Source organism: Tateyamaria omphalii, from assembly GCF_019802125.1.
GTDB classification, from domain to species: Bacteria; Pseudomonadota; Alphaproteobacteria; order Rhodobacterales; family Rhodobacteraceae; genus Tateyamaria; species Tateyamaria omphalii_B.
Genome location: NZ_JAHVHT010000003.1, coordinates 474,026 through 493,722 on the forward strand (window position 1 = coordinate 474,026; position 19,697 = coordinate 493,722).

Below are 19,697 nucleotides of genomic sequence, written 5' to 3' on the forward strand. Positions count from 1 at the left end.
CACCGCTTGGCCATGAGACTTCTGGACGACATCATCGCTTCGCGCCGCGCCCTGATGGGGTTTGTTATTGTGGGCTTTGGCTGGGCTGCGTTTTCGGCGCAGATGCCGGTGATCAAGGCGCAGGTGGGTGTGGGCGACGGGGCCTGGGGCACGCTTGTGCTGATCGGGTCGACCGGTGCGATCATGGCGATGTGGCTGGCGCCGTTTTTGCATCGTTTGATCGGACGGTGGGCTATGATCGCTGGCGCGGTGATCATGGCACTGGGGTTCGTGCTGGCGGGGGCGGCGCAGGTCCCGGTGGTCATGGGCATTGCCCTGTTTCTGGCGGCAGGCGGGTCCGGCATCACCGATGTGCTCGCCAATGCCGAGGTGAGCGAGGCCGAGGCGAGCACCGGGCGATCCCTGATGAACCTGAACCACGGTCTGTTTTCAGTGTCTTATGCGCTGGCTGCCGTTGCGGTTGGGGTTGCACGCGAGGGCGGCTGGGGGCCGGTGGCGATCTTTGCGGGTCTTGCGCTTGCCGTGGCCGTTCTGAGCCCCTGGTTGATCCTGCCGGTAAGGACGCTGAGCGAGGAAGACACGCAGGACACAACGGGTATGCCGCGCCTGCTGGTCTGGGTTGGCGGTCTCGTGGTTCTGTCTGCCTTTCTGGGAGAGGCCGCATCGGAGGGTTGGTCGGCCCTGCACGTGGAACGGACGCTGGGTGGTGGACCGGCGGAGGGCGCCCTGGGCCCGGCGCTGCTTGCCACCGGCATGGCGGTGGGCCGATTGGGCGGTCATATCTTTGGCGCGAGTTGGCCGCCCTTCCGGGTGATGGTTGTGGCCTCCTGCCTTGCCGGACTGGGTCTTGCACTGGCCGGGGCGGCAACGGGTTTGCCCATGGCCTATGCCGGGTTTCTGCTGGGTGGGCTTGGCGTGTCGGTTGTGGGCCCCCTGGCCTTGGGGCTGGTGGGGCAGGCCGTGCGTCCGAAATATCGTCTTGCCGCGATCAGCCAGGCCGCGGCCCTTGGCTATGCAGCGTTTTTCCTTGGCCCCGTCATCATGGGTTTTGTCGCCGAAGGCTTCGGGCTGCGCGTCTCTTTCTATGTGATCGCCGGCATCATGTTTGCGGTGGCTGCACTCCTCCTCCCGTCATGGGGACGGATGCTTGGCCGCCAACGCGCGCATATCCCTTCTTCTGGCTAAAAATACTTCGGGGTCTGGGGCAGAGCCCCAGCCGGTCGCCGCGGGGCACCGCGGCGAAATCCCTATTGCCAGCGCCCTTCGAACCCTTCGGGCACCAGCAGGTTGTGCCGCCCAAGATTGGCAACATTCGTCTCGCCACAAAGCGCCATGGTCGTGTCGAGTTCCTTGTGGATGACGTTCAGCGCCTCGGTCACGCCCTGTTGGCCCATCGCACCCAGCCCGTAGACAAAGGCGCGGCCGATATAGGTGCCCTTGACCCCCATGGCGAGCGCCTTCAGGACGTCCTGGCCGGAACGGATCCCGCTGTCGAGATGCACTTCGACCTGATCGCCCACCGCATCGAGGATCGAGGGCAGGGCACGGATGGAGCTGAGCGCGCCGTCGAGCTGCCGCCCGCCGTGGTTCGACACGATGATGGCATCCGCACCGACCTTGAGCGCCATTTTCGCGTCGTCAGCGTCGAGAATGCCCTTGAGAATGACCTTGCCGCCCCATTGCTCTTTCAGCTTGGCGACCTTGGACCAATCGAGCGTCGGGTCGAATTGTTCGGCGGTCCAAGCACCGAGCGATGAGGCGTCGCTGATGCCGTCCACATGGCCGACGATATTGCCAAACTCGCGGCGCTTGGCCGACAGCATCTCGATCCCCCAGGACCATTTGGTCATCAGGTTCGCAATGGTTTTGGCCGTGAGTTTCGGCGGGGCGGAGAGGCCGTTTTTCAGGTCCTTGTGTCGTTGGCCGAGGATTTGCAGGTCGAGCGTGATGACGAGGGCGGAACAGTTTGCGTCCTTGGCCCGCTGGATCAGGCGGGCGACATAGTTCTGGTCCTTCATCGTGTAGAGCTGGAACCAGAAGGGCGCGTCGGTGAAGCCGGCCACATCCTCGATCGAATTGATGGACATGGTGGAGAGGGTGAAGGGCACACCGAATTTCTCTGCGGCCCGCGCGGCTTTCATTTCGCCGTCGGCGTGTTGCATTCCGGTCAGGCCTACGGGCGCGAGAGCGACGGGCATGGCCACGTCCTGGCCGATCATCTGGCTTTTGGTGCTGCGCCCGGACATGTCCACGGCCACGCGCTGGCGCAGGCGGATGTCATCGAAGTCCGAAGAATTGTCGCGGAAGGTCTGTTCGGTCCAGCTGCCGGATTCGCAGTAGTCGTAGAACATGCGCGGCACGCGGCGTTCGTAGATGCGTTTCAGATCGTCGATGGTGGTGATCACGGGCATGGGAAACTTCCGATATTGGTTAGGTTTGCTTACCAATATGGACTGTTTTGGGCAAGGGATGATGTGCTGGCAGCGAAAAAGTACGAAATGGGACTTGTTTGGTGCGATATCGTATTATATCTCGTATTTGGTTCGAAATCGCACAAATGGAGATCTTCATGTCGCTGTCCCGCCGTAAAACACTTGCCCTGATCGGAGGTGGTTCGATCCTCGCCGCGTCCGGTGCCGCCGCCTATGCCGTGACCCGCAGACCGCAGACTGCTTTGAAACCCTGGTCGGTCGCCGGTACCTACGCCGAGCCCCGTATGCGGGCGCTGTCCTATGCCATTCTGGCCCCGAACCCGCACAACCGTCAGCCCTGGCAGGTTGATCTGCGCAAAGAGGGCGAAGTGACCCTGCGCGTGGATACGGAGCGGCTGCTGCCGCATACCGACCCGTTCGGCCGTCAGATCGTGATCGGTCTTGGCTGCTTTCTGGAGCTGATGACGCTTGCGGCGGCAGAACAGGGGTACGGGGTCGATCTGGATCTCTTCCCGGATGGCGAAGACCCCGACGGTCTCGACCACCGCCGGGTGGCTGTTGCGCGCTTTTTCGAAGGGGCGGGCACGCCTGAGCCGGACCTGTTCGGGCAGGTCATGCATCGTCGGTCCCTTAAGGAGCCGTTCGATACGGACCGCCCGGTTGATCAGGCAACGCTGGATGCGGTTCTGAGTGTTGCGACCCGCACGACCGTGGCAGGCTCGGTCGCGGCTGACGATATCGCTGCGCTGCGGGTGCTGAGCCATGAGGCGCTGCGGATCGAGATCGAGACACCGCACACCTACAAGGAAAGCGTGGACCTGTTCCGCATTGGCAGGCGCGAGGTTGATGCAAACCCCGACGGGATCGACTTTAGCGGTCCGATGTTCGAGGCGATGGCCCTGACCGGCACCTTTTCCCGGGAGGCGGCGCTGGCGCAGGATTCGCTGGCCTATGAGGGTGGTCTAAAGGCGGTCTTTGCCAATGCGGACACTGCCATGGGGCATCTGTGGCAGATCACGCCGACCAACACGCGGGTGGATCAGATCGCCGCAGGTCGCGATTGGCTGCGTTTGAACCTTGCCACAACGCGGGCAGGGCTTGGTCTGCAACCGCTGAGCCAGGCGCTGCAGGAATATCCCGAGATGGCCGGGCTTTATGCCGAGGTGCATGACAGGCTGGCGCCAGCGGGCGGAACCGTGCAAATGTTTGCGCGGATCGGGTATGGCCCCGACATCGCACAGAGCCCGCGCTGGGGATTGGAAAGCAAGATCGTGCATGCGTGACAATGACCCGTCGGTCTTTTTCGAGGTGTTCAATGAGATCGGCATCATCGAACAGTTGAGCCGCGCCATTTTGGAGGCGCGGCTGCCCCATGGGCTGATTGCGCCGCATTTTTCGGTGCTCAATCATTTGACCCGCGTTGGCGATGGGCGCACGCCGATGGAGATGGCGCGCGCCTTTCAGGTGCCTAAGACCAGCATGACGCACACGCTGAAAGGGCTGGAGCAGCATGGTCTGGTCGAGATGCGCCCGAACCCGGACGACGGTCGGTCCAAACGCGTGTGGCTGACCGAAAGGGGACGCGAGGTGCGCGCAGAAACGATTGCGGCCCTTGGGCCTGACTTTGCGAAGTTGGCGCAGGGCTTTGATGTGGCGCAACTGGTGGAGATGCGCCCTGTGCTGACTGCGCTGCGGGAGTATCTGGACGCGGCAAGAGACTGAGCCGGGCGCAGGACACCTGCGCCTTACGCGCCCCGCCCATTGCCCCTGTCTGCGCCGCGCGCTAAAGGGCGCGCCATGACTGAACGCCCCCATCGCAACTTCTATGGACGTCTCAAGGGCAAGACCCTGAAGGACAGTCAGAAACGCTATCTGGATGAAGATCTGGAGGCGCTGTCGCCGGGGCCCGTGTCGTGGGAGGACAACCCCGCGCGTGAGCCGCTGGATCTGGATGCGCTTTTTGGGGGCAAGCCCGTGTGGCTGGAGGTGGGTTTTGGTGGCGGTGAGCATCTGGTGCATCAGGCCGCTGAAAATCCGGACGTCGGCATCATTGGGGCGGAGCCTTATATCAACGGCGTTGCGATGCTGCTGGGCAAGATCCGGAGGGCAGGGGTCGAGAACCTGGCCGTGCATCCGGGCGATGCGCGCGATCTGATGGATGTGCTGCCTGCGGCGTCGATTGCGCGGGCCTTTCTGCTTTATCCCGATCCCTGGCCCAAGGCGCGGCATCACCGGCGCCGCTTTGTCACACAGGAACATCTGGAGCCCCTGGCCCGTGCGTTGAAGCCGGGTGCGATCTTTCGCGTGGCAACCGATATTCCCGATTACGTGCGTCAGACGTTGGAAGAGGTGCCGAAGGCGGGGTTCGAGTGGTTGGCGGAGCGCCCGGCCGATTGGCGGGAGCCGTGGGGCGACTGGATCAGCACCCGCTATGAGCAGAAGGCCCTGCGCGAGGGACGGGTGCCGCATTACCTGACGTTTCGGCGAAAGGACTAGCGTTTTTGGGAGCTCTGCCCCCGCGCGTGCCGCGCTCCCCCGAAGTATTTTTGGCCAGAAGAAGAGACAGGCGCGTGCGCGGTCTGGACGGGCTTGTGCGGGCGGGGTAGGTCTGCGCCGATTGAATTGATGCGAGCGCAAACATGTCCAGCCACGGTGATCCGATACCCATGACCTCTTCCGCCTGTGGGCCGCTGAGCGGCACGGCGGAGGTGCCCGGCGACAAGTCGATTTCGCATCGCTCGCTGATCCTGGGTGCCATGGCGGTGGGCGAGACGACCATCACCGGGTTGCTCGAAGGGCAGGATGTGCTGGACACCGGCAAGGCGATGCAGGCCTTTGGTGCCGAGGTCATCAACCATGGTGGCGGGTCATGGTCGGTGCATGGGGTTGGTGTTGGCGGCTTTGCCGAGCCGGATCAGGTAATTGATTGCGGCAATTCGGGCACGGGTGTGCGTTTGCTTATGGGGGCGATGGCAACCTCGCCCATTTCGGTGACCTTTACAGGCGATGCGAGCCTGAACGGGCGGCCCATGGCGCGGGTGACCGATCCGCTGGCTCTGTTCGGCTGTCAGGCGGTGGGCCGTTCCGGGGGGCGGTTGCCCATGACGCTTGTGGGCGCGGTTGATCCCGTGCCTGTGCGCTACACCGTGCCGGTGCCGTCGGCGCAGGTGAAGTCCGCCGTGTTGCTGGCCGGGCTGAATGCGCCGGGTGAGACCGTTGTGATCGAGCAGGAGGCGACCCGCGATCATACCGAGCGGATGCTGGCAGGCTTTGGGGCCGAGATCAGCACGGACGTGACGGAGGAAGGCCGCGTCATCACGTTGAAGGGGCAGCCAGAGTTGACGCGGCAGCATATTGATGTGCCGCGCGATCCGTCCTCGGCCGCCTTTCCGGTTTGCGCGGCGCTGATTGTGCCGGGGTCGGATGTGCTGGTGCCCAATATCGGGCTGAACCCCACGCGCGCTGGGCTGTTTACCACGCTGCGCGAGATGGGGGCCGACCTGGCCTATGAGAATGAGCGGGAAGAGGGCGGGGAGCCTGTGGCCGATCTGCGGGCGCGGTTTTCGCCTGATTTGAAGGGTATTGAGGTGCCAGCCGAGCGTGCGGCCAGCATGATCGATGAATACCCGGTGCTGTCGGTCGTGGCGTCCTTTGCCAGCGGCAAGACCCATATGCCGGGGGTCAAGGAGTTGCGGGTCAAGGAAAGTGACCGGATTGACGCGATGGCCGTTGGCCTGCGTGCGGCCGGTGTGACGGTTGAGGATGGGCCGGATTGGTGGACTGTCACGGGCTTGGGCCATGGCAACGTGCCGGGCGGTGTGACCTGTGCCAGCCATCTGGATCACCGGATTGCGATGTCGTTCCTGGTGATGGGGATGGCGACGCAGAAACCGATGCAGGTGGATGATGGCGGGCCGATTGCGACCTCCTTCCCGATTTTCGAGCCGTTGATGGCGGGTCTGGGTGCCGACATCCAGCGCGCCGGGTGATGACACCGCGCGCGTTCACGGTCGCGATTGATGGGCCTGCAGCTGCGGGCAAGGGGACGATCGCGCGCGCTGTTGCGGGACATTTCGGCTTTGCCCATCTGGATACTGGGCTTTTGTATCGCGCCGTGGGCGCGCTGACGCTGGACGGGGCTGATCCGATCGAGGCGGCGCGGGCGCTGGATCCACGTGCACTCGAAGACGGGCGGTTGCGCACGGCAGAGGTGGCGCAGGCCGCAAGCCGGGTTGCCGTGATCCCAGAGGTAAGGGCGGCGCTTCTGGACTTTCAGCGCAGTTTTGCCCGGCGTCCCGGGGGTGCCGTGCTGGATGGGCGCGACATCTGCACCGTGATTTATCCGGGCGCTGAGGCACAGCTTTTTGTCACCGCCAGCGCGGAGGTGCGGGCCGAACGGCGCTGGAAGGAGCTGCGTGACAAAGGCGATGATCGCACGCTGGCCGAGGTGTTGGCGGATGTACGAGCCCGCGATGCGCGGGACAGTGAGCGCGAGGCGGCACCTTTGCGCCCGGCAGACGGGGCGATGCTGCTCGACACCTCGAAGATGTCCATTGACGAGGCCGTTGCGGCAGCCATCGCGCATGTTGCCGCGAAGGGCGGTGCCCCACGCGCCTAGGCGTGAAGTGCGTTGTTGAGATCCGCGGAATCGACAATGACGTAGGACGTGAACGCAACTTTCCATACGCCATTCGGCTGGCGTTTGATCAGCGAAAAAGCCGGGTAGGGGTCCTGCACCAGAATATCGCGGCTGATCAGGCGCGTTTCATGCGTGGCGGCCACTTCGTTCGGTGACCGGAAGCTGGCGGACACACAGTGGCGCGCCATGATCGTCACCTGCTGCTTCAGAAGATGCGCGTGTACGGCATCGAAGGTGAGGTTCAGATTTTCGCGCGACCCGATGGTGCGTTTTCCGTTTACGGTCTCGATGCCGTATGGAATGAAAAAGCAATCTGCAAAACTGTCGAAGTCATGCGACAGCAATGCGTCACCTGTTCGTTCCAACAGGGTTTCCGAAATCTCGGACGGCGATGAGTAGGTCTTGATCACGGCAAAGAGGCGTTCGTTATTGATACGAACATCGCCGCATTCTGCCGAAACTTCAATAATTACGATTGCACCCCGGTCGGCGCCCGGACTTTCGGCGCGGACTTGCCGGTCAGGCGGCGTGCGCGCCGTCGGCGAGGCTTTTGACAAACTCCAAGACACTGTCGACGCTGTCGCCTGCGCCAATGCGGCTGACGATGGCGGACCCGACGACGGCGCCGTCTGCGACAGATGCAATGGCCTTTGATTTGTCAGGGGTGTTGATGCCAAAGCCGACGATGATCGGCAGATCCGTGGCTGCCTTGATGCGGGCAACCTCGGGTCCGACGTCGCCCGCTTCGGCTTCGGCCGCGCCGGTGATCCCGGTGATCGACACGTAATATACAAAGCCGGACGTGTTTTGCAGCACGCGCGGCAGGCGCTTGTCGTCGGTGGTGGGTGTCGCGAGCCGGATAAAGTTGAGCCCTGCCGCTTGCGCGGGGATGCAGAGTTCGCTGTCTTCCTCGGGCGGCAGGTCAACCACGATCAGCCCGTCGATACCTGCCTCTTGCGCTTGCGCGAGGAAGGTGTCGACGCCGCGCGAATAGATCGGGTTGTAGTAGCCCATCAGCACGATGGGTGTGGTGTCGTCGGATTGGCGGAAGGCGCGGGCCAGATCGAGAGTGCGGTCCAGGGTCATCCCGGCCTCCAGAGCGCGTTGTCCGGCCAATTGAATGGTGGGCCCATCGGCCATCGGATCGGTAAAGGGCAAGCCCAGTTCGATGACATCGACCCCGGCCGCTGGCAGACCGCGCACAACCTCGAGCGATGTGTCATAATCCGGGTCGCCTGCCATAACATAGGCGACGAATGCCTTGCGGCCTTCGGCCTTGAGTGCCGCGAATTTGGCATCGATCCGGGTTGTCATCATGCTCTCCCTTTAACGTCCCGCTGTCCCTGCCAAAGCGGTGCGGGAAAGGCAAGCGTCCTCAGAACCGGAAATGATAGCGGAGGGTGTAGGTGTTCATGCCGGGGTTGTCGTCAGCCAGGCTGGCATTCGACTTGTGCGAGATCGCGGCCGAGAGCGCATGGCCGTTGTCGAACTGGTAGCCGACCCCGAGCAGGGAGCGAATCTCGAACGACGACCCGAGGTCGTTGCCTGCGGTTCCTTCCTCGAAGAAGCCGGGCATGATGCTGTTGTCGATGAACCAGCCGTTCTGCCATTGCCACCGCGACCAGATACCCCCACCGATGAAACTGTCACCCTCTGCCGACAGAGCGACATTTACGCCCCATGCGACCGACAACACCCGCTTTTCGATAAAAGGTGTGTGCCGGTATTCGAGGTCCAGTGCGAGGCTGTCCTGGCCCTGATCTCCGAAATCTGTCGTGCCAAGCCCCAGTGTCCATTCCTGGGCGGAAGCGCTTGTCGCGCCAACAAACAGAATGAAAAAAGCAAAACAAATACGCAGCATCGCGAAAGTCCAAGTCTCAATCAATAGATCGTGGCGCATATGGCACCGAATGCCGACAATATGTGGTACGCCACAGGGCTGTCACTCCTTTTGGACGGGCCCGGTTGAAATTTTCCCGACATGTCACCGCCTTGCACCTGTTGACCGTCCTGCTAGAAGCGGCTCAACCGCACAAAAGGATGACTCCGATGGGTTTCAAGATGGGTATCGTCGGCCTGCCGAATGTTGGTAAGTCGACCCTGTTCAACGCATTGACCAAGACGGCTGCCGCGCAGGCTGCCAACTTTCCTTTTTGCACCATCGAACCCAATGTGGGCGAGGTGGCCGTGCCCGATGCACGCCTGGACAAGTTGGCCGCGATTGCAGCGTCCAAGCAGATCATTCCGACCCGCATGACATTTGTCGACATTGCGGGCCTCGTCAAAGGGGCGTCGAAGGGCGAGGGGCTGGGCAACCAGTTTCTGGCCAACATTCGCGAGGTCGACGCCATCGCCCATGTGCTGCGCTGTTTCGAGGATGGGGATGTGACCCATGTCGAAGGCCGGGTGGATCCTGTGGCCGATGCCGAAACCATCGAAACCGAATTGATGCTGGCCGATATCGAGAGCTTGGAAAAACGCCTGCAAAACATCGTGCGCAAGGTGCGCGGCGGCGACAAGGAGGCGGTGCAGCAGGAACGTCTGATGAAGCAGGCGCTGGAGGTTCTTGAGGACGGCAAACCGGCGCGTGTGGTCGAAATCGACGACGAAGACGCCAAAGCCTGGGCCATGCTGCAACTGCTGACCACCAAGCCCGTTCTCTACGTCTGCAATGTGGGCGAAGCGGAAGCTGCTGACGGCAACGCCCATTCCGCCAAGGTGGCGGAGATGGCGTCCGCGCAGGGCAACAGTCACGTGGTGATTTCGGCCCAGATCGAGGAAGAGATCAGCCAGCTTGAAGATGATGAAGCCCAGATGTTCCTTGAGGAGATGGGCCTTTCCGAGGCGGGCCTCGACCGGTTGATCCGCGCTGGCTACGAGCTGCTCCACCTCGAGACATACTTTACCGTCGGCCCGAAAGAGGCCCGCGCCTGGACCATCAAATCCGGCACTTCCGCACCCAAGGCGGCCGGCGTGATCCACGGGGACTTCGAAAAGGGGTTCATCCGGGCCGAAACCATCGCCTATGACGACTTCGTCGAGCTGGGCGGCGAGGGGCCGGCCAAGGAAGCAGGCAAGATGCGGGCCGAGGGCAAGGCATATGTCGTCAAGGATGGCGACGTGATGCACTTCCTGCATTCCTGAGCCACCGGGCGACGCGGCGGTGTGCCCCGCGCCCGGCAACGGGTGTCAGTGCATACGCACAAGGACCTTTCCGGTGTTGCCACCGGTGTAGAGCAGGTTCACCGCGTCCACGGCGTTTTCGAGCCCATCGACCACATGCAGCGGCAGGCGGAGCTCGCCCGCTTGCATCCACGCACCAAGATCCGCGACGACCTGCGGCATGAGATCCATGTAGTCGAGGATCACGAAACCGCGCATGGTCAGGCGCCGCATGATGATGTTGCGGAACATGTACGGTCCAGGCGTGGGGGACTTGGTGTTGTATGTGGAGATCAACCCACAGATCACGACCCGGCCATAGTCGCGCATATGCACAAGTGATGCATCGAGGATGTCGCCGCCAACATTTTCGAAACAGAGGTCGATGCCATCGGGGCAGGCCGAACCGAGGGCGTCCCGAACATCTTCGGTCTTGTAGTTGATGGCCGCATCGATCCCGAACTCTTCGGTGAGCATCTGGCACTTCTCGGCCGATCCGGCGATGCCGACCACACGACACCCCCGCCGCTTGGCCATCTGGCAGACCATCAGCCCGACCGCGCCTGCCGCACCGCTGACCACGACCGTTTCGTTGTCCTGCAGCTCTCCGACATGATGCAGGCCGACATGGGCGGTGGGCCCCGCGATGCTCATGACGGCAAAGGCGTGCCCGAGGTCCTTGTCGATTGGAAACGGTGTGAACCGCTCTGCGTCACCGATCACGTAATCCGCCCAGGACGCCATGCCCGATGCAAAGCTGCCGACGGGGAAGTCCGCGTTCCGGCTTTCGGTCACCTCCCCGACCACAAAGCCGCGCATCGGATCGCCAAGGCGGACCGGATCCATGTAGATGTCCCAATCCGACAACCAGACACGGTTGGTGGCGTCGAGGGACAGGTAGTGGGTTTTTACCCTGAACTCACCCTCCAGAAGATCGGGCAGCGTATGTTCGCGCAGGGTCAGTGTGGTTTCTGAAATCAAGTCTTTTGGGCGCTCGTTAAAAAACCAAGATGTCGCTGTGTGTTCAGTCATCATCTTCTCCCATTTTGAAATGCTGCACCGTATGGTGCAAATTCAATTCATGGTTGAATTTTTGATTCCGGCAACGATTTTCTTGCGTGCCGCGTCACATGTTGGTCACGGCCGATGAATTGGCCTGACTTCTCATCATCGAGGTTCGTTGATAGGCGCCCTGCTTTCTGCTTGCCCTGCCCGGGGGGGAACGATAGACGGGTCAGCGGAGACGTGGCCGAGTGGTCGAAGGCGCTCCCCTGCTAAGGGAGTAGGCGGGAAACCGTCTCGAGGGTTCGAATCCCTTCGTCTCCGCCACTTTTTCCGGCAACAGCTTTCAGAATGGATGGAAACTGCACCAGGCGCTGCGGCCGTTCGATTGATCTCGCAAGGCTTGGAGCGCGCGGTTGCAAGGATTTGTCGGAACACCGGCCAAAGCCAGCTGGCCGGTGTTCGGGTGCGCTGTCCTTACTGCAGTTGCGCGCTGTCGCTCTGGATCTTGAGTTTCCAGTCTTCGATCAAGGTGCCCTTGGTCTTTAGACGGCTCGCGAGATAGTAGAGCCGTTGCGTCGCGGGGCCCGTAGGCGCCGTTTCGAAGCGCTGCTTGAGATAGTAGGGCGGGATCGCCTGCGAGTAGAGCGTGGCGGAGATCATACCGCCGCTGATATCCACGCCGGATGGCAACGTGATCTTGTAGGTCAACTCGTCCTTGCCAGCCTTGACGCCCGCGTCATGTTCGGCGCGCCCTTCGGGCATCGTCGCTTTCATGAACGCGGCCGTCACCTCCGAGTCTCCAAACCGCGCCTTGAAGGCTTCCGTGCCGGGCTCCGCCGCGCCCCACGGCAGCAGCCGGTTGTCCTTGGGGTGGTAGACGCGGTGCACGAAGCTGGAGGTGAACTCCTTCTTCGCATTCTGGGTCAACTCCTCGTAGATCTGCACCTGCGTTTCACTGTCGATCAGATCGTAATGCGGTTGGTAGAGCGCTTCCGTCGCACCGTCGGGGACGAAGTCGAGGAATTCGGTCTTCAGCGGCTTCCCATCCGGGCCGATGATGACCCCCGCGCCATTCGTACAGCCGGAACACCAGACCTGCTTGCCATTCGCATCCGTCAGCTTCACCTCAAGGAACGCGCGGCGGAAGCCGACGCCCGACGGCAGGCGGTGCCCTGTCTTGTTGTCAACACTGACGACCGCTTCCAGTACGCCACCCGTGGCCGACAGGCTTTCGATGGCCACATCCGCCGTTTCATCCCGGGCCTGCAGGGCCATCGTCTCCAATGACAGGGCTGCACCGTTGGTCGCGTAGGTCATCGGGTCCTTGGGCCCCAGTCCCATCTCTTCGTCGAATTGCGACAGCATCTCGACCATGAAGGCGTTCAGGCCCACGAAATTGTGCCGCTTGTAGTCGTCGCGGAAGGGCACATCCAACTCGTCATGTGGCAGCGCGTTGGGCACTTCGGGCAGGTTCGTGTCCTGAATGGTCGCGATCTGCGTGGTCAGGCTTTCGATCTTGATCCTGCCATCCATGGTCTCGAAATTGCTTTTCATGTGGCAGTCCTGACAGGACTGGGCCGTGCCTGCGTCCGCGAACTGGCTGTTCTGCCATTCGAGGAAGGTGGCCTGCTCGACCGAGTGCTGGAATTGCACAAGCGGCTCACGATAGGTCACGCCGAACTCGTCCTTGAGGAATTCGACAGCGTTCTGTGCCGATTGGTTCAGGATCGCCTGTTCCTCGACCGTGAATCCGGGCAGGGGCTTGTCTGTCGCGGCGTCGACATTGGGCAGGTTGATGGTGTGGCACGCGCCGCACATCTCGCTTTCCGTGATGTAGTCGTCATGCAGCGGCGTGATGCCCATGGCGTTCTGCATCGGCTTCTGGCGCACGTCCTGGAACGGGCCGATCAGCTCGTTGGCCGGGTTCGTGCGGAACACGCCCGTGGTGCCGTTCATCAGATAGGTGTCGAGCGTGTTGTAGTCCGGCTGCCCTTCCGCGCGTTCCGGCGGCGCGATGTGGTGGCATACGGCACAGGAGATCCCCTCGCGGGCGAGGTTGCCGTATTCATGGTAGTCGTAGGTGCCGTCGGCGATCTGCTGTTCCTTTTCAGCCGTGGTCAGCGGATCATGCAGCAGGGTGTAGGCCACCTTGAAGGTGTTGCCGTCCAGACCGCTGTCCGGGTTGTTGTGTGCGTCGATCTCAAGCTGGCGTTGACCCATCGCACCGTGGCAGGACAGGCACGTGGTGCCGAGGTTTTCGGACAGATCACCTACGCCCGCCTCTTCCAGCAGGGCAAATTCGGATTCGAGTTGCGCATAGAAAATCGGGTCACGCCCGGCCAGCCCCATCGGTGACCAGCGCCATTCGCCGTATTCGGAGATGTTGAACCCGTCGCCATAGGCGGGGCCGTCCTTGATGAACATGGTCACCCCGGAAGGCGCACCGCCCAGGCCACCGTGGCAGCCCACGCAATTGTCCGAGGTCAGGAAATGCTGGGTGTCGTTGGGCCGCGCAGGCACGTGATCCAGCCATTCGCTGGGCAGCGTTTGCAGATTGGCGCGCGTGATGTCGACACCGCCCGTACCCGGGAACATATCGGTAAATGCCTTGTTCTGGTCGACCGGTGACGCCTTGGCCGCGGCCACATGTGCGGCGCGCATGGCGGCAGGGTCGTGGGGGTCGTTCACGTAGGACTTGATCATCTCCTCGAGGCTCGCACCAAAGGCGGGCTTTTGCGCCATGGGCAGGTCGCGCCAGCTGGCGTCCACGCGGTAAATCACCGGTTCACCCGGATACCCTTCGATGTTCTCGAGCGCGGAAAAGATCAGCTCTTCGGCGGCAGAGGCGTGACAGCGCATGCACATCCCGTCGCCACCCGCACCCAGCGGCGGGCTGAAGGGCGCCTCGAATGTGTCGATGACCGGTTTGCGCGCCTTCATATCCTCTGTGTTCGCAAAATAGACCGATGCGAAGAACCACCCGCCGTGGGACAGGGCGCTGTCCTTGACCATAACCGTCCAGTTCAGGCCACCTTCGTTGTAGGCATAATGTTCCATCTCCCGCGCGACCCTTTCCGGGTCGTTCGGGTGTTCTTTCAGCAGGCTTGCATAATGCTCGTTGTATCGGGCCGACGGCGGGTTCACCATTTCCTTGACAACGATGGCCCCGTCCTCGATCGCGCCTTCGCGGCCGCCCTCCAGCCAGGTCATGATCTCGGGCGAGTAGTACATGCGGACAGCCGGGTGGATGCCGAAACTCATATTGAAGACAAACGGGCCCGTGTCGCGCCAGCTTTTGTCGCGTTTCCAGTCCAGCGCCACATACTCGCGTTTCGCGATCCACGGAAACAGCACGTTTTCATAGTCGATCAGGGGCAAGGTGCTTGGCAACGGAAGCTCAGCACTCTGGCCCGCTTGCGGCGGCTCTTCGGCCGAGGTGATGTGCGACATTGAAAACAGGGCGAGAAGAACGGGGACGAGAAAACGAGCGCGCATAGAATTGGTCTCCTGCATCGAATATCGGCAGAATGCCACCTAAGCGCGAATTTGTATACGCAAAATTTCGCTCATTCCGGGTGATCTCCCATGCTGATGCGACTTTTTGCAGGTCTGTCTCTTGACGGAAGGCCGGGGTGGCCTATCGCGCTCAATCGCTTTGTCGAGCGGGTGGTCAGCCTCGGATCGACCTGGATCTTGGTGCCCTGCGGCTGCGCCATCGGGCTTGGTACCGGCCCGTCTGCGCTCGGGCGGATTTTGCGTGGAAAAAGGAACTCTTGGTCGCTTTTCCCGTTGAATAGGCAACGCAACCCATAACGGAGATCACGATGACTGACGCATTGAAAGTTGTTCCTTCAAGCGACGACGTCTCAACCGGCGTCCAGAATACGGAAGCGGTGGCAACCGGTCTTTCGGATGTTCTGGCGGACACCTATTGCCTTGTTTTCAAAACACATGCCTACCACTGGAATGTCGAGGGGCCGCTGTTCTATTCGGTGCACAACCTGACGGAAGAGCATTACACCAACATGTTCGAAGCCGCGGATGCGCTGGCAGAGCGGGTGCGTGCCTTGGGTGAGCTTGCGCCCTCCGCGCTCAGGGACATCGTGAGCCGGTCGCGGGTCGAGGATCCCAAGGGGCCGATGTCCACCGCGCAGATGGTCGAAGACCTGGCAGCAGATCATGAGCGCCTGGCGCACCGTTTGCATGCGCTTGCAGAACTGGCGGAACGCAATCGCGACATCGTCACCGAAGACATGGCGACCGCGCGTTCGGCCTTCCACGAACAGGCGGCATGGATGCTGCGCGCCATTTCCAAGTCATGAGACACGGAACCCCGCCGCAAGCGTGCGGCGGGGTTTTTTCCTCAGGCTTTCAACGTTTCCGTCGATGAAAAGAACATGGCCTGACTGACGGCCGATTTGACCTGCGCTTCGGTGTACGGCTTTGAGATGAGGAATGCCGGTTCCGGCCCCTCGCCGGTCAGAAGCCGTTCGGGAAACGCGGTGATGAAGATGACGGGACGCTCGCCTTGCGCGGCGATGATGTCGTTCACCGCGTCAATCCCGCTGGAATTGTCCGCAAGCTGGATGTCCGACAGGATCAGATCCGCGCTTTCTTCCTTGGCCAGTTGCACGGCGCGGTCACGTGTGCGCGCGATGCCGGTGACGCGGTGGCCCATGTCGGCGACGATGGTTTCGAGATCCATGGAAATGATCGCCTCATCCTCGATGATCATGACCCTCCCCGATACGTTTTGGCCCATCTCGGCATAGGCGATGTCGATCAATTCCTGCGCTTCCTCCGGGGGCACATCCATGATGGTGCCAACATCGGCGGGCGAAAAGTCTTCTACGGTGTGAAGCAGCAGCGCCTCGCGTGTGTTCGGCGTCAGCTTCGACAGATGGTCGCGTGCCTTGCGGGCAAGATCTGTCGCATCTGAATCGTTTCCAAAGACCGCGCCGGATGTCGTCCAGATCGCGTGGAAACTGCGGAACAGGGCAACTTTTGCATCCGGGCCGCCATTGTATTGATCGGGATCGGACAAAATCGCCTCGAGCGTTGCGAGTGCATAGGTGTCACCGCTGTCCTGGCTGCCTGTCAGAGCGCGCGCATAGCGGCGCAGGTAAGGAAGGTTGGCACTCACATCGTCGGCGAGTTGCTCCCTTGCGTCCTTGTTCATTTTCTTTGCCTTTTTTCGACCTAGTCTTGGAACCATACGCGCTGTCATGCGTATTGGTTCCGTGACACGCTAATAAAATTGATCGAGAAGCCAGACCTGATGACACGGCAGACCCGAAAAACAGAGATCGAAGCAGAGATTGACGCGAACCTCAAACGCGCATTCGACAACATGGCCAATGAGCCCGTGCCTGACCGGTTCACGGATCTGCTCAACCAGTTGCGGACCGGAAACGTACAGGCATCTTCTGACAAGGGAGAAAAGCATGACGACTGACCCGCGAGACGAGTTGGTCGAGCATCTGGGTCCGCTGCGCGCATTTGCTCTCAGCCTGTGCCGAAATGGTGCGACGGCCGACGATCTGGTCCAGGATGCTTTGATCAAGGCGTGGACGAATATCGACAAGTTCGAACCCGGCTCGAACATGCGTGCTTGGCTGTTCACCATTTTGCGCAACACGTACTATTCGCTGCACCGCAAGCGGAAGCGTGAGGTGGAGGATGTCGACGGGGTCTATGCTGACACGCTTGCACAGAAGCCGGACCATGACGGGCGGTTGGCCATGCGTGACTTTGCCGTGGCCTTCGACCAGCTGAACGATGAGCAGCGCGAAGCGTTGGTGTTGGTCGGTGCCGGTGGATTTTCCTACGAGGAAGCCGCAGAGACCTGCGGCGTTGCCGTTGGCACCATCAAGAGCCGCGTCAATCGTGGACGTGCGCGACTGGCAGAGCTGATGGCCGTCGACGATCCGGATGATATCGAATTGACAGACAGCGTGACCGCGGGGATCGTGTCGGCTCAAAACGTGGCGTAAGACTTGCAACGAGATACGTGGACACGCGGGCTTTTTGTCCGTCTGGCAGGGCTGATGACTTTGGCCCTGTTCCCGTTGGGGGCCATTGCCCTGTGGCAGACCAATGAAGTCGTGACCGCAACAATTCAGCTGTCCGAAGAGATCGTCCTTTCAGAAACCGAGCGCGCCGCCGCCAACGAGCGTCGGCTGCTTGAGCGCGGGCGCGGCGCTGCCGAGGGCCTGGCCGCTCTTTTGGGGCCGGTGGCCGATGACGCCGCGCAATGCTCGGACATGATGGCGCGTTTCGTCAGTCGTCAGGACACATTCGTTTTTGCCGGCTTCATTGACAGGACCGGCATGATGGAATGCGCATCGAACGGTGTGACATTCGATTTTGCGGATGATCCCAGCTTTGCCCGTGCCCTGGAACAGGAGGGGCAGATATTCGAGGTGAACCTGTCGGGTGTCGCCACGGGCGAGTCGGTCGTCATCATCAGCAATCCGGTCAAGATAGAGGGCAGGTTTGCGGGTTTCGTGTCGCTGTCCTTGCCACATGAAGCCGCAAACCCGCTGATCGCCGGGGACAGTGGTTTTGATCACGTGACGATCAATCGGTCTGGTCGGGTTCTGTTTTCGACAAATGATCTGTCGTCGGCCGGACAGCTTCTGCCTGCCAATGTCGCGCCAACCGACTTCATTCAAAGAGACGGTGACACGTTCATTGCGCGGGCCATAGACGGGCGTGAGCGGCTGTTTGCGATATCGTCCATCATTCCCGACGAAGTGGTTGTCGTGGGCTCCTGGCCGACGGGGCGCAGCATTGACAGCATCGGCACGCTGCCAGTGTGGGTGCCATTGCTGTTTCCGATCCTGATGTGGTTTGCTGGGCTGGCGGTCGCGTTCCTTGGGCTGCACCGCCTGGTCATCCGACATATCTATGCACTTCGCAGTGCGATGCGGCGGTTCGCGCTGGGCGAGCGGGATGAGCCGAAACTGCAATTCGTGGATCCTCCGGCAGAGTTCGAAGTGCTTGAGACGTCGTTCAACCGAATGGTCCAGTCGCTCGTGCGCGCGGAGCGTCAGGCGGAACAGGATCTGGATGAAAAGACCATTCTGCTGCGCGAGATACACCACCGGGTGAAAAACAATCTGCAGCTGATCGCGTCGATCATGAACATGCACGCACGCGCCGCCAAGACGCCCGAGACCCGTGCGCTCTTGTCACAATTGCAGCAACGCGTGCGGGGTCTGGCCACGGTGCATCAAACGATGAACACCAACTCCGATGAAACCAGCATCGACGCGAGAAAACTGATCCAGCGCCTGGTCAACGAATTGATCCCGATGGCCAACGGCCTGAAGCGCAAGATTCAGACGACGACAGATGTCGCGTCCGTTCAGCTGGGGCAAGACCAGGCGGTGACATTGTCCATGCTCGCGGCCGAAGCGTTGACGAATGCGGTCAAGTACATAGACGCCCCGATGGACGATGTTCTGACCCTTGAAATCACGCTCGAGGAATTGGGCGAGCGCATGTTGCGTTTCACCATCACCAACACGGTAGGCGCGGGGTCGAACGAGTCACCGGCTCTGATGGAAAGCAGTGGTATCGGTACGCGGCTGATACGTGCCTTCGTGGCGCAGCTCGACGGTGAAGAGGACCGTGAGGTGTCGGATACGCATTTCAAATATGTCGTCACCTTCCCGCGGGCCGATGCCGAACCGGCCGTTCCAAGGCCGTGGGCGCAGCAGACGGCAGCGTCGTAATCCAGCCGCGGGCTAAAACGGCCCTAGATAAGGGGCCGACGTTGCACGGTGTCGGGATCGATCCCCGAAAGCTCGGTCAGCGCGTCTTCGTCCAGTATGTTCAACACGCCATTTGACCATTGTACGACGCCATTCGCCTTGAGTTTCGCAAGGGTCTTGTTGGTGTGCACCAGTGACAGCCCCAGCGCATCCGCCAGATCCTGTTGCCTGAAGGGCAGGGGGCATGTCTGCCCTTTGTTCAAGTCCAGCATGGAGGCGCGGCGAAAGAAGCGGTGCAGGCTCCAAGCGATCTTTTCCAACGCGCCGCGTTGGCCGACAGTCGTCAGCGCATCGCCCAGAAAGTGCTCTTCAACGGCAGCAATGTGGGTCAACGCAAAGGCGCGCTCGGGCTGGTTTTGAAACAGTTCGAACACACGGCTTCTGTTGAACACGCACAACCGCATCGGTGTCGACGCTTCGACGGAGTGGCACATTGCGTCCAGCACACCGGCCTGCAAGCCAATGAAATCGCCGGGCATGACAAAGCCGATGACTTGTCGGCGCCCGTCTTCCAATGTCTTGTAACGTATCCCCATACCCGACAGTACGGTGAAAAGCTGTGCGGCGCGTGACCCCTCCATGAACAGTTGCGTCCCGGTCTCGGCAACCATTTCACCTGTTTTAAAGCGTTTCATGAAGGTCACTTCTTCCGGCTCGAACGGCAGGAAGCCGTCTTTCCGC

The 19,697-nt window shown here is 61.4% G+C and carries 19 protein-coding genes and 1 tRNA gene; 12 read left to right on the forward strand and 8 right to left on the reverse strand.

Features of this window, described 5'->3' with window-relative positions:
• The first annotated feature begins 12 nt into the window (after positions 1–12).
• Positions 13–1,185 carry an MFS transporter gene (locus KUV51_RS14760; RefSeq protein ID WP_222522391.1) on the forward strand — a complete coding sequence of 391 codons (1,173 nt, stop codon included), beginning with the start codon at positions 13–15 and terminating at the stop codon, positions 1,183–1,185.
• A gap of 62 nt (positions 1,186–1,247) precedes the next feature.
• On the opposite strand, the gene KUV51_RS14765 is transcribed toward KUV51_RS14760, so the two are convergent.
• Complete coding sequence (locus KUV51_RS14765) at positions 1,248–2,411, reverse strand: alpha-hydroxy acid oxidase (protein WP_218463174.1); 1,164 nt, start codon at positions 2,409–2,411, stop codon at positions 1,248–1,250.
• A gap of 158 nt (positions 2,412–2,569) precedes the next feature.
• Here KUV51_RS14765 and KUV51_RS14770 point away from each other — a divergent pair, with 158 nt between their 5' ends.
• The 5 genes from KUV51_RS14770 (at position 2,570) to KUV51_RS14790 (ending at position 7,050) form a co-directional block, all read left to right on the forward strand.
• The gene (locus KUV51_RS14770) at positions 2,570–3,715 is read left to right on the forward strand and encodes an Acg family FMN-binding oxidoreductase (protein WP_255553515.1); all 1,146 of its coding nucleotides are present in this window, start codon (positions 2,570–2,572) and stop codon (positions 3,713–3,715) included.
• Positions 3,708–4,154 (forward strand): MarR family winged helix-turn-helix transcriptional regulator, encoded by a 447-nt coding sequence (locus KUV51_RS14775; protein WP_218463173.1) that lies wholly within the window; start codon positions 3,708–3,710, stop codon positions 4,152–4,154. The genes KUV51_RS14770 and KUV51_RS14775 overlap by 8 nt, the downstream gene beginning before the upstream one ends.
• Before the next feature lie 75 nt (positions 4,155–4,229).
• Positions 4,230–4,928: a tRNA (guanine(46)-N(7))-methyltransferase TrmB gene (locus KUV51_RS14780; protein ID WP_218463172.1), complete on the forward strand. Its 699-nt coding sequence runs from the start codon at positions 4,230–4,232 to the stop codon at positions 4,926–4,928.
• A gap of 143 nt (positions 4,929–5,071) precedes the next feature.
• The gene (aroA, locus tag KUV51_RS14785) at positions 5,072–6,421 is read left to right on the forward strand and encodes a 3-phosphoshikimate 1-carboxyvinyltransferase (RefSeq protein ID WP_218463171.1); all 1,350 of its coding nucleotides are present in this window, start codon (positions 5,072–5,074) and stop codon (positions 6,419–6,421) included.
• Entirely contained in the window at positions 6,421–7,050 is a 630-nt protein-coding gene (locus tag KUV51_RS14790; protein WP_218463170.1) for a (d)CMP kinase, read from the forward strand. Before aroA ends, KUV51_RS14790 begins: the two co-directional genes overlap by 1 nt.
• On the opposite strand, the gene KUV51_RS14795 is transcribed toward KUV51_RS14790, so the two are convergent.
• The 3 genes from KUV51_RS14795 to KUV51_RS14805 all read right to left on the reverse strand — a co-directional run bounded on the left by KUV51_RS14795 (position 7,047) and on the right by KUV51_RS14805 (position 8,932).
• Entirely contained in the window at positions 7,047–7,481 is a 435-nt protein-coding gene (locus KUV51_RS14795; protein WP_218464888.1) for a hypothetical protein, read from the reverse strand. The genes KUV51_RS14790 and KUV51_RS14795 overlap by 4 nt on opposite strands.
• Positions 7,482–7,590: 109 nt before the next feature.
• The gene (gene trpA / locus KUV51_RS14800; protein WP_218463169.1) at positions 7,591–8,385 is read right to left on the reverse strand and encodes a tryptophan synthase subunit alpha; all 795 of its coding nucleotides are present in this window, start codon (positions 8,383–8,385) and stop codon (positions 7,591–7,593) included.
• Positions 8,386–8,446: 61 nt separating this feature from the next.
• Positions 8,447–8,932: an acyloxyacyl hydrolase gene (locus KUV51_RS14805; RefSeq protein ID WP_218464887.1), complete on the reverse strand. Its 486-nt coding sequence runs from the start codon at positions 8,930–8,932 to the stop codon at positions 8,447–8,449.
• A gap of 188 nt (positions 8,933–9,120) precedes the next feature.
• On the opposite strand from KUV51_RS14805, the gene ychF reads away from it, so the two are divergent.
• Positions 9,121–10,215, forward strand: a complete 1,095-nt coding sequence (gene ychF, locus KUV51_RS14810) for a redox-regulated ATPase YchF (RefSeq protein ID WP_218463168.1) — start codon at positions 9,121–9,123, stop codon at positions 10,213–10,215.
• A gap of 45 nt (positions 10,216–10,260) precedes the next feature.
• Here ychF and KUV51_RS14815 read toward each other — a convergent pair whose 3' ends face one another.
• On the reverse strand, positions 10,261–11,265 hold the full coding sequence (locus tag KUV51_RS14815) for an NADP-dependent oxidoreductase (protein WP_222522392.1): 1,005 nt from the start codon (positions 11,263–11,265) through the stop codon (positions 10,261–10,263).
• 207 nt (positions 11,266–11,472) lie between these two features.
• Between KUV51_RS14815 and KUV51_RS14820 the strand changes: the two genes are divergently transcribed.
• Positions 11,473–11,562: transfer RNA gene (locus tag KUV51_RS14820), tRNA-Ser, on the forward strand.
• 150 nt (positions 11,563–11,712) lie between these two features.
• On the opposite strand, the gene KUV51_RS14825 is transcribed toward KUV51_RS14820, so the two are convergent.
• Positions 11,713–14,733: a hypothetical protein gene (locus tag KUV51_RS14825; RefSeq protein ID WP_218463166.1), complete on the reverse strand. Its 3,021-nt coding sequence runs from the start codon at positions 14,731–14,733 to the stop codon at positions 11,713–11,715.
• Positions 14,734–15,062: 329 nt separating this feature from the next.
• On the opposite strand from KUV51_RS14825, the gene KUV51_RS14830 reads away from it, so the two are divergent.
• The gene (locus KUV51_RS14830; protein WP_218463165.1) at positions 15,063–15,560 is read left to right on the forward strand and encodes a Dps family protein; all 498 of its coding nucleotides are present in this window, start codon (positions 15,063–15,065) and stop codon (positions 15,558–15,560) included.
• Positions 15,561–15,601: 41 nt separating this feature from the next.
• On the opposite strand, the gene KUV51_RS14835 is transcribed toward KUV51_RS14830, so the two are convergent.
• Entirely contained in the window at positions 15,602–16,417 is an 816-nt protein-coding gene (locus tag KUV51_RS14835) for a response regulator (RefSeq protein ID WP_218463164.1), read from the reverse strand.
• Positions 16,418–16,516: 99 nt separating this feature from the next.
• Here KUV51_RS14835 and KUV51_RS14840 point away from each other — a divergent pair, with 99 nt between their 5' ends.
• The 3 genes from KUV51_RS14840 to KUV51_RS14850 are packed head-to-tail and all read left to right on the forward strand — an operon-like array spanning position 16,517 to position 18,977.
• Complete coding sequence (locus tag KUV51_RS14840; RefSeq protein WP_218463163.1) at positions 16,517–16,693, forward strand: NepR family anti-sigma factor; 177 nt, start codon at positions 16,517–16,519, stop codon at positions 16,691–16,693.
• Positions 16,683–17,231, forward strand: a complete 549-nt coding sequence (locus KUV51_RS14845; RefSeq protein ID WP_218463162.1) for an RNA polymerase sigma factor — start codon at positions 16,683–16,685, stop codon at positions 17,229–17,231. The genes KUV51_RS14840 and KUV51_RS14845 overlap by 11 nt, the downstream gene beginning before the upstream one ends.
• 54 nt (positions 17,232–17,285) lie before the next feature.
• Positions 17,286–18,977, forward strand: a complete 1,692-nt coding sequence (locus KUV51_RS14850; RefSeq protein ID WP_218463161.1) for a sensor histidine kinase — start codon at positions 17,286–17,288, stop codon at positions 18,975–18,977.
• Positions 18,978–19,000: 23 nt separating this feature from the next.
• On the opposite strand, the gene KUV51_RS14855 is transcribed toward KUV51_RS14850, so the two are convergent.
• A complete protein-coding gene (locus tag KUV51_RS14855; protein WP_218464886.1) occupies positions 19,001–19,651 on the reverse strand; it encodes a Crp/Fnr family transcriptional regulator in 651 nt (216 codons plus the stop codon).
• Between the last annotated feature and the right edge of the window lie 46 nt (positions 19,652–19,697).

Coding starts and splice junctions, on each gene's coding strand:
- KUV51_RS14760 (WP_222522391.1), top strand. CDS start 13: ATGAGACTTCTGGACGACATCATCGCTTCGCGCCGCGCCCTGATGGGG.
- KUV51_RS14765 (WP_218463174.1), bottom strand. CDS start 2,411: ATGCCCGTGATCACCACCATCGACGATCTGAAACGCATCTACGAACGC.
- KUV51_RS14770 (WP_255553515.1), top strand. CDS start 2,570: ATGTCGCTGTCCCGCCGTAAAACACTTGCCCTGATCGGAGGTGGTTCG.
- KUV51_RS14775 (WP_218463173.1), top strand. CDS start 3,708: ATGCGTGACAATGACCCGTCGGTCTTTTTCGAGGTGTTCAATGAGATC.
- KUV51_RS14780 (WP_218463172.1), top strand. CDS start 4,230: ATGACTGAACGCCCCCATCGCAACTTCTATGGACGTCTCAAGGGCAAG.
- aroA (WP_218463171.1), top strand. CDS start 5,072: ATGTCCAGCCACGGTGATCCGATACCCATGACCTCTTCCGCCTGTGGG.
- KUV51_RS14790 (WP_218463170.1), top strand. CDS start 6,421: ATGACACCGCGCGCGTTCACGGTCGCGATTGATGGGCCTGCAGCTGCG.
- trpA (WP_218463169.1), bottom strand. CDS start 8,385: ATGACAACCCGGATCGATGCCAAATTCGCGGCACTCAAGGCCGAAGGC.
- KUV51_RS14805 (WP_218464887.1), bottom strand. CDS start 8,932: ATGCTGCGTATTTGTTTTGCTTTTTTCATTCTGTTTGTTGGCGCGACA.
- ychF (WP_218463168.1), top strand. CDS start 9,121: ATGGGTTTCAAGATGGGTATCGTCGGCCTGCCGAATGTTGGTAAGTCG.
- KUV51_RS14815 (WP_222522392.1), bottom strand. CDS start 11,265: ATGACTGAACACACAGCGACATCTTGGTTTTTTAACGAGCGCCCAAAA.
- KUV51_RS14825 (WP_218463166.1), bottom strand. CDS start 14,733: ATGCGCGCTCGTTTTCTCGTCCCCGTTCTTCTCGCCCTGTTTTCAATG.
- KUV51_RS14830 (WP_218463165.1), top strand. CDS start 15,063: ATGACTGACGCATTGAAAGTTGTTCCTTCAAGCGACGACGTCTCAACC.
- KUV51_RS14835 (WP_218463164.1), bottom strand. CDS start 16,417: ATGAACAAGGACGCAAGGGAGCAACTCGCCGACGATGTGAGTGCCAAC.
- KUV51_RS14840 (WP_218463163.1), top strand. CDS start 16,517: ATGACACGGCAGACCCGAAAAACAGAGATCGAAGCAGAGATTGACGCG.
- KUV51_RS14845 (WP_218463162.1), top strand. CDS start 16,683: ATGACGACTGACCCGCGAGACGAGTTGGTCGAGCATCTGGGTCCGCTG.
- KUV51_RS14850 (WP_218463161.1), top strand. CDS start 17,286: ATGACTTTGGCCCTGTTCCCGTTGGGGGCCATTGCCCTGTGGCAGACC.
- KUV51_RS14855 (WP_218464886.1), bottom strand. CDS start 19,651: ATGAAACGCTTTAAAACAGGTGAAATGGTTGCCGAGACCGGGACGCAA.